Genomic DNA, 7839 nt, shown 5'->3' with positions numbered 1-7839 from the left:
AAAAAATCCACCCCCCCCCCCCCCCCCTCCCCCCCCCCCCTCCCCCCATCCCCCCCCCCCCCCCCCCCCCCCCCCCTCCGCCCCTGTGTGCTGTCTTCGCGCTGTTCCTCAGATGCGCACCTGGACGGCGCGCGCCAGCCGGTCGTGCAGACCGCGGCCGTCCCGGTCCCAGATCAGCGCCGGGATGACCAGGGCCAGCAGCAGTGTGCGGACGACCACACGGACGATGCCGAGGCGGCCGCCGGTCTCCGAAATCACCCGGAGGCCGACGATCCGCTTGCCGGGGGTGAAGCCCACGGTGGCGATCGTGAGGATGCTCAGGGTGACGAAGAGCCCGAGGGTCCAGTTGCCCGCCGCGGCCGCGTTGCCGCCCGTGATCAGCCCGTACGCAATGAGCTGGCAGCCGAACCAGTCGATCGCGAGGCCGCCGAGCCGGCGCCCGAACCGCGCCACCGAGCCGGGCCCCTGCTGCGGCAGACCGAGCCGCTGGCCCGGATAGCCGAAGTCGACGCCCATGTCCTCGGCGGCCGCGCGGGGGCCGGAGAGCCAGGATCCGATTGCCTGTCTGTTGTCCACCCGACCACGGTACCGGTGGTGCTCCACGGCACTCCGGCGGGACCCTGGTTAACTTGTGCGAAACAAATGGGTCATGCTTGGGAAATCCCGTCTGCTTATGGTCGGGTCAGCGTGCGGCACCGCACTGACGCACCACGAGCTATAAAGCCCGCCCTGCCCCGGGGCCGGGAGTAGGAGGAGTTGGATGTTCCAGAACGCCGACGAAGTGAAGCAGTACATCGAGGAGAACGACGTCAAGTTCGTCGACGTCCGCTTCTGCGACCTGCCTGGTGTGATGCAGCACTTCACCATCCCGGGGCGCGCGTTCGACCCGAACGAGGAGCTGGCGTTCGACGGCTCCTCGATCCGCGGCTTCCAGGCGATCCACGAGTCCGACATGGCGCTGCGTGCCGACATCAGCACCGCGCGTCTGGACCCGTTCCGCAAGGACAAGACGCTCAACATCAACTTCTTCATCCACGACCCGATCACGGGCGAGGCCTACAGCCGCGACCCGCGGAACATCGCGAAGAAGGCCGAGGCGTACCTCGCCTCCACCGGCATCGCCGACACCGCGTACTTCGGCCCCGAGGCCGAGTTCTACGTGTTCGACAGCGTGCGCTTCGCGACCTCCGCGAACGAGAGCTTCTACCACATCGACTCCGAGGCCGGCGCCTGGAACACCGGTTCCGAGGAGAACAACCGCGGCTACAAGGTCCGCTACAAGGGCGGTTACTTCCCGGTCGCCCCGGTCGACCACTTCGCGGACCTGCGCGCCGAGATCTCCCTGGAGCTCGACGCCCAGGGCCTCCAGGTCGAGCGCCAGCACCACGAGGTCGGCACCGGCGGCCAGGCCGAGATCAACTACAAGTTCAACACGCTGCTCGCCGCGGCCGACGACCTGATGCTCTTCAAGTACATCGTGAAGAACGTCGCCTGGCGCAACGGCAAGACCGCGACCTTCATGCCGAAGCCGATCTTCGGTGACAACGGCTCGGGCATGCACGTGCACCAGTCGCTGTGGGCGAACGGCGACCCGCTGTTCTACGACGAGGCCGGCTACGCGGGCCTGTCGGACACCGCGCGCTACTACATCGGCGGCATCCTCAAGCACGCCCCGTCGCTGCTGGCGTTCACCAACCCGACGGTGAACTCCTACCACCGCCTGGTGCCGGGCTTCGAGGCGCCGGTCAACATGGTGTACTCGCAGCGCAACCGCTCCGCCGCCATGCGCATCCCGATCACGGGCTCGAACCCGAAGGCCAAGCGCGTCGAGTTCCGCGCCCCGGACCCGTCGTCCAACCCGTACCTCGCCTTCGCGGCGCTGCTGCTCGCGGGCCTCGACGGTGTCAAGAACAAGATCGAGCCGATGGAGCCGATCGACAAGGACCTCTACGAGCTCTCGCCCGACGAGCACGCGAGCGTCCCGCAGGTCCCGACCAGCCTCGAGGACGTCCTCAAGGCCCTGGAGGAGGACCACGAGTACCTCCTGGCCGGCGGTGTCTTCACCCCGGACCTGATCGAGACCTGGATCGACTACAAGCGCACGCACGAGATCGCCCCGATCGCGCAGCGTCCGCACCCGCACGAGTTCGAGCTCTACTTCGACCTGTAGAAAACCCGGTCTGAGCTTGAAGAATGGCCCCCGGCCGCGCTCCTCGGAGCGTGCCGGGGGCCATCTCTGCTTTGACAGGGTGCCGAGGTCGGGTGAGGGTGGGATTAGGCCGAAAGGCCCCTTATCTACCTATGTGCGGAGGTGCATCAAGATGCGCCGTAGGATCGTTGCGGCAGTCCTGGCGGGCGCCGCCGGAGTCGCCATCGGACTGATGCCGGTCGGTACCGCCACGGCCACCACCACCACGGGTGGCAGCACCTGGAGGTGCTCGGACAACAACTGGAACGACTGGCGCTGGGACGAGTGCTGCAACCGGGACTGGCGTGACCGGCCCAGCTGGTGCTGGGACGACGACGGAGTCGGCGGCAACGGCGGCAACGGACGTCACGACTGGGGCAACTGGAACGACTCCAACTGGAACGACTCCGGTCGTGGCGGTAACGGCGACTGGGGTAATGGTGACTGGGGCAACGGTCGCGGCGGCAACGGCGGCGACTGGGGCAATGGTGACTGGGGCAACGGTCGCGGCGGCAACGGCGACTGGGGTGGCGGCCACTGAGGGCCGATGAGGACACGCGGGGCCACGGGCCCGAGCCGATGCCCTTGTTCCGCTGAGCTCAGCGGAGCAGGGGCATCGCGCCCGTGAGGTCGCGCAGGCAGCGGACCGCGAGTTCGGCGGGGGAGCCGGGGCCCGAGACCGGGGCGTCCGTGCCCGACCACACCTCCAGCGCGACGCGGATCGCGTCCGTGGCCGCCGCCGCGAGCAGCCGTACCTCCAGGGGGTCGGCGGCCGGGCCCGCGAGGCGGGCGATCACCGGGACCAGGTGCTCCTCCGAGTCCTGGTTCACGCAGTACCAGACCGCGCGCAGTGCCTGGTCGTCCGCGGCCGCGCGCAGCAGGCCGCGGGTCACCTCCAGGCCCTCCTCGACCGCCTGCTGTCCGCTCAGCGACCGGGTGACGGCGCGTTCCAGCGCCTCGGCGAGCGGGGTGCCGGGGTCCTCCTCGGCCAGCAGCGCGCGCCAGGCGTCACCGCCGCCCGCGAGCAGCGGGGCCACCGCCTCCTGCTTGTTGCGGAAGTAGCGGTAGAAGGTGCGCAGGGCCACCCCGGCGCGGTGGGCGATGTCCTCGGCGGTGGTGCCGTCAGGGCCGTGTTCGGCGAACAGTTCGCAGGCCGCGCGCGCGATGTCGAGCTGGGTGGCGGCCTTGCGGCGCTCGGTCAGCGACTGGGCTCCGGGGCCGGCCTGGGGAGAGTACGGACGAGGGGATCGCACGGGTGAAGCGTACCTGTCGCCACGCCCGGTGGTGACATTCTTTGTCGCCATGGCAAAACGTGCCACGACGGCGGTACGCTCACGCCATGAACCGTTACGAAGGACGTCGTGTCCTCATCACCGGCGGCGGCTCCGGCATCGGCCGGGCCACCGTTCACCGCATCCTCGCCGAGGGCGGCCGCGTGCACGCCGTGGATGTCAGCGAGGCCGGTCTCGAGGCCACCGCCGACCAGGCCGCCGCCGCGGGCCACGCGGCCCGGCTCACCACCGCGCTCCTCGACATATCCGACGAGAACGCCGTCAGGGAGGGCGTGGCCGCCGCCGTCGACACCCTCGGCGGGATCGACGTACTCGTCAACGCCGCGGGCATCCTGCGCTCCGCGCACACCCACCAGACCACGCTGGACCTCTGGAACACGGTCATCGGGGTCAACCTGACCGGCACCTTCCTGATGATCCGCGAGTCGCTGCCGGCCCTGCTGGCGGGCGAGCAGCCGGTCGTCGTGAACTTCAGCTCCACCTCGGCGTCCTTCGCGCACCCCTACATGTCCGCCTACGCGGCCAGCAAGGGCGGCATCCAGTCCATGACCCACGCGCTGGCCGCCGAGTACAGCAAGCAGGGCCTGCGCTTCGTCTGCGTCGCGCCCGGCTCCATCGAGAGCGGCATGACCACCGGCAACGGCCCCGGCCTGCCCGAGGACACCGACTGGTCCCTCTTCGCCAAGCTCGCCCCGGCCCTCGGCCAGGGCTTCGCCGGCCCGCAGACCGTGGCCGGCGTCGTCGCCATGCTGGGCTCCGAGGACGGCGCCTTCATCACCGGTACGGAGATCCGCATCGACGGCGGCACGCACTACTGATCAACCGCGAAACCGTTCCCAGAGCCGGGGGAAGCGTTCCGCCAGCACGGCTTCGTTCTCGAAGTCCAGCGGGGCGCCCTCCGGTTCGGCCGGCTGGAGCGGAATTCCGAGATCCGGCGCCACCGCCCCGGTCAGCTGCTCGTACGCCTCGTCGGCCGCGTACCCCAGCTCCTCGCCGTCCCCGTCGACCTCCTCGTCGAAGTCGCCCAGCAGCTCCGCCAGATGGTCCGGATCGTGCACCCCGCCCTCGAAGACCTCCCGCCCCTGGCCGATCAGCCAGCACCGGAAGTAGTCGAAGGCGTCGTCGCTCGCCCCGTCGAGCAGCACCCAGGCCGCGCCCCACAGGTCCCAGGTGTACGCCCGGTTGTACCGCGACTCGAAGTGCCGGGCGAAGTCCAGGACGGAGTCCGGATCGAGCTGTGCGAGCCGCTCCGTGAGCAGCTCGGCGTGTTCCTCGGGGTCGCCCTCGGCGGCCTCGCGGGTACGGTCGACGATCTCCCAGAACTCCGTCTCGTCCATCACCGCTCCAGCATCACGGGTCGGCCCCCGCGCCGCCACCGCGCATACGTCGAAAGGCCGGTGCCCGACCCCCGCAGGGGTGGACACCGGCCTTTCGTACACGGTCACGAGCGGTCACGTGCTGTCATGCGCGCTCACGCGTGGTCATGCGGGTCGCGCGGCTCAGAGGCCGTAGCGCTCCCGGGCCTCCTTGATGGAGGACGCCGGCACCTCGCCGCGGCGGGCGAGCTGGGCCAGCGCGGCCACCACGATCGACTGGGCGTCGACACCGAAGTGGCGGCGGGCGCCCTCACGGGTGTCGGACAGGCCGAAGCCGTCCGTACCCAGCGAGGTGTAGTCCTGCTCCACCCACTGGCTGATCTGGTCCGGGACCTGGCGCATCCAGTCGGAGACCGCGAGGACCGGGCCCGCGGCACCCTCCAGCGCGCGGGTGACGTACGGGGTGCGCACCTCGCCGCGCAGCAGCGCCTCGTCGCACTCCAGCGCGTCGCGGCGCAGCTCGCCCCAGGAGGTGGCGGACCAGACGTCGGCGGCCACGTTCCAGTCGGCGGCGAGCAGCTTCTGCGCCTCCAGCACCCAGTGGATCGCCGTACCCGAGGCCATCAGCTGCACCTTGGGCGCGTCGGCGGCCGGGGCCGCCTCGGCGAGGTCGGCCGAGGTGTTGAAGCGGTAGAGGCCCTTGAGGATGCCCTCTTCCACGCCCTCCGGCATGGCCGGCTGGACCTTCGGCTCGTTGTAGACCGTCAGGTAGTAGAAGACGTCTTCGGGCTTCTCGCCGTACATCCGGCGCAGACCGTCCTTGACGATCACCGCGATCTCGTACGCGAAGGCCGGGTCGTAGTTGAGCGACGCCGGGTTCGTGGACGCGATCAGGTGCGAGTGGCCGTCCGCGTGCTGCAGGCCCTCACCGGTCAGCGTGGTGCGGCCGGCGGTGGCGCCGACGATGAAGCCCTTGCCGAGCTGGTCGGCGAGCTGCCACATCTGGTCGGCGGTGCGCTGCCAGCCGAACATCGAGTAGAAGATGTAGAAGGGGATCATCGGCTCGCCGTGCGTCGCGTACGACGTGCAGGCGGCGATGAAGTCGGCCATGGCGCCGGCCTCGGTGATCCCCTCGTTGAGGATCTGGCCGTCCTTGGCTTCCTTGTAGTACATGAGCTGGTCGCGGTCGACCGGCTCGTAGGTCTGGCCCAGCGGCGAGTAGATGCCGGCCGACGGGAAGAGGGACTCCATACCGAAGGTACGGGCCTCGTCGGGGACGATCGGCACCCAGCGCTTGCCGGTCTCCTTGTCCCGCATCAGGTCCTTGACGAGCCGGACGAAGGCCATGGTGGTGGCCATCTCCTGCTTGCCGGAGCCCTTGAGCAGCGGGGCGAAGGAACGGTCCGCCGGGGCGGGCAGGGCCACGTGCTTGACCTTGCGGGCCGGGGCCGGGCCGCCGAGGGCCGCGCGGCGCTCGTTCAGGTACTGGACCTCGGGGCTGTTCGCGCCCGGGTGGCCGTACGGGACCTGGCCGTCGGCGAAGGCGCTGTCCGGGATCGGGAGGCCAAGGAGGTCACGCATGTCCTTGAACTCGTCGATCGTCAGCTTCTTCATCTGGTGGTTCGCGTTCTTCGACTCGAACCCGGCGCCCAGCGTGTAGCCCTTGACGGTCTGCGCCAGGATGACCGTCGGCGCGCCCTTGTGCTCCAGGGCGGCCTTGTACGCGGCGTAGACCTTGCGGGGCTCGTGGCCGCCGCGGGAGCTGTGGAAGCACTCGGCGATCTTCGCGTCGGAGAGCACGCCGGCCAGCTGCACGAGCTCGGCGTTGGCGCCGAAGAAGTGCTGGCGGATGTAGGCCACGTCGCGGGTCGCGTACGTCTGGAACTGCGCGTCCGGTACCTCGCGCAGGCGGCGTACCAGGGCGCCCGTGGTGTCGAGCTGGAACAGCTCGTCCCAGGCGGAGCCCCACAGGGACTTGATGACGTTCCAGCCGGCGCCGCGGAACTGGGCCTCCAGCTCCTGGACCACGCGGAAGTTGGCGCGGACCGGACCGTCGAGGCGCTGCAGGTTGCAGTTGATGACGAAGGTCAGGTTGTCGAGCTGCTCGCGGGAGGCGAGGGCCAGGGCGGCGGTCGACTCGGGCTCGTCCATCTCGCCGTCGCCCAGGAAGGCCCAGACGTGCGAGTTGGCGGTGTCCTTGATGCTCCGGTTCTGCAGGTAGCGGTTGAAGCGCGCCTGGTAGATCGCGGAGAGCGGGCCGAGGCCCATGGACACCGTCGGGAACTCCCACAGCCACGGCAGGCGCCGGGGGTGCGGGTAGGAGGGCAGGCCGTTGCCGCCGGACTCCTGGCGGAAGTTGTCGAGCTGCTGCTCGGAGATCCGGCCGTCGAGGAAGGCGCGGGCGTAGATGCCGGGGGAGGCGTGGCCCTGGATGTAGAGCTGGTCGCCCGATCCGTCGGCCTCCTTCCCGCGGAAGAAGTGCTGGAAGCCGGTCTCGTAGAGCCAGGCCGCCGAGGCGAAGGTGGCGATGTGGCCGCCGACGCCGTACTTGGAGCCGCGGGTCACCATGGCGGCCGCGTTCCAGCGGTTCCAGGCGGTGATCTTGGCTTCCATCGCCTCGTCACCGGGGAACTCCGGCTCCGCGGCGGTGGGGATGGTGTTGACGTAGTCCGTCTCCAGCAGCTTGGGCAGGGCGAGGCCGGCGGCCTCGGCGTGCTGGAGCGTGCGGCGGAGCAGGTATTCGGCGCGGCGCGTACCGGCGGCCTTTGCGACGGCGTCGAGGGAGGCCGCCCATTCGGCGGTCTCCTCGGTGTCGCGGTCCGGGAGCTGGTCGAGCTCGCTCGGAAGCTTTCCTACGGGGTCGGACATCGGTGTGCGCCGCCTTCCGGACAAAGGAGAGGTGGTGAAAAAATCCCTGACGGGCAGGACAGGGTCGATGGACCTGGTTGAGGTCCGCGACGACTGTAAATCGCTGATCGATGATCGATCAAATAAAAGTGACAAAGAAACGTCGATACGACAAAAGTCGGCACCGGGTGCCAGC

7 protein-coding genes are annotated in these 7839 nt (G+C 69.7%); 3 read left to right on the top strand and 4 right to left on the bottom strand.

Annotated features, from left to right (window positions below; translation table 11 throughout):
- Positions 1-108 precede the first annotated feature (108 nt).
- The gene (locus tag ACZ45T_RS21365) at positions 109-576 is read right to left on the bottom strand and encodes an RDD family protein (RefSeq protein WP_468443534.1); all 468 of its coding nucleotides are present in this window, start codon (positions 574-576) and stop codon (positions 109-111) included.
- 184 nt (positions 577-760) lie between these two features.
- Between ACZ45T_RS21365 and glnA the strand changes: the two genes are divergently transcribed.
- Together glnA and ACZ45T_RS21355 are read left to right on the top strand one after the other, a co-directional pair.
- Positions 761-2170, top strand: a complete 1410-nt coding sequence (glnA, locus tag ACZ45T_RS21360) for a type I glutamate--ammonia ligase (protein ID WP_468443532.1) — start codon at positions 761-763, stop codon at positions 2168-2170.
- Between the two features lie 151 nt (positions 2171-2321).
- Positions 2322-2729: a hypothetical protein gene (locus ACZ45T_RS21355; protein WP_468443530.1), complete on the top strand. Its 408-nt coding sequence runs from the start codon at positions 2322-2324 to the stop codon at positions 2727-2729.
- Positions 2730-2787: 58 nt separating this feature from the next.
- Here the strand turns inward: ACZ45T_RS21355 and ACZ45T_RS21350 are convergent, their stop codons facing one another.
- Positions 2788-3441, bottom strand: a complete 654-nt coding sequence (locus ACZ45T_RS21350) for a TetR/AcrR family transcriptional regulator (RefSeq protein WP_468443528.1) — start codon at positions 3439-3441, stop codon at positions 2788-2790.
- Positions 3442-3527: 86 nt separating this feature from the next.
- On the opposite strand from ACZ45T_RS21350, the gene ACZ45T_RS21345 reads away from it, so the two are divergent.
- On the top strand, positions 3528-4298 hold the full coding sequence (locus ACZ45T_RS21345; protein ID WP_468443526.1) for an SDR family NAD(P)-dependent oxidoreductase: 771 nt from the start codon (positions 3528-3530) through the stop codon (positions 4296-4298).
- Here ACZ45T_RS21345 and ACZ45T_RS21340 read toward each other — a convergent pair whose 3' ends face one another.
- Together ACZ45T_RS21340 and aceE are read right to left on the bottom strand one after the other, a co-directional pair.
- A complete protein-coding gene (locus ACZ45T_RS21340) occupies positions 4299-4820 on the bottom strand; it encodes a DUF4240 domain-containing protein (protein ID WP_468443524.1) in 522 nt (173 codons plus the stop codon).
- 159 nt (positions 4821-4979) lie between these two features.
- On the bottom strand, positions 4980-7664 hold the full coding sequence (gene aceE, locus ACZ45T_RS21335) for a pyruvate dehydrogenase (acetyl-transferring), homodimeric type (protein ID WP_468443522.1): 2685 nt from the start codon (positions 7662-7664) through the stop codon (positions 4980-4982).
- Between the last annotated feature and the right edge of the window lie 175 nt (positions 7665-7839).

This window comes from Streptomyces sp. NPDC030995 (assembly GCF_055571215.1).
This window is presented reverse-complemented; position numbering and strand designations above follow the sequence as displayed.

What these genes read in the sequence shown, in the direction of transcription:
- glnA (WP_468443532.1), top strand. Translation starts at nt 761, where the DNA reads ATGTTCCAGAACGCCGACGAAGTGAAGCAGTACATCGAGGAGAACGAC.
- ACZ45T_RS21355 (WP_468443530.1), top strand. Translation starts at nt 2,322, where the DNA reads ATGCGCCGTAGGATCGTTGCGGCAGTCCTGGCGGGCGCCGCCGGAGTC.
- ACZ45T_RS21345 (WP_468443526.1), top strand. Translation starts at nt 3,528, where the DNA reads ATGAACCGTTACGAAGGACGTCGTGTCCTCATCACCGGCGGCGGCTCC.
- aceE (WP_468443522.1), bottom strand. Translation starts at nt 7,664, where the DNA reads ATGTCCGACCCCGTAGGAAAGCTTCCGAGCGAGCTCGACCAGCTCCCG.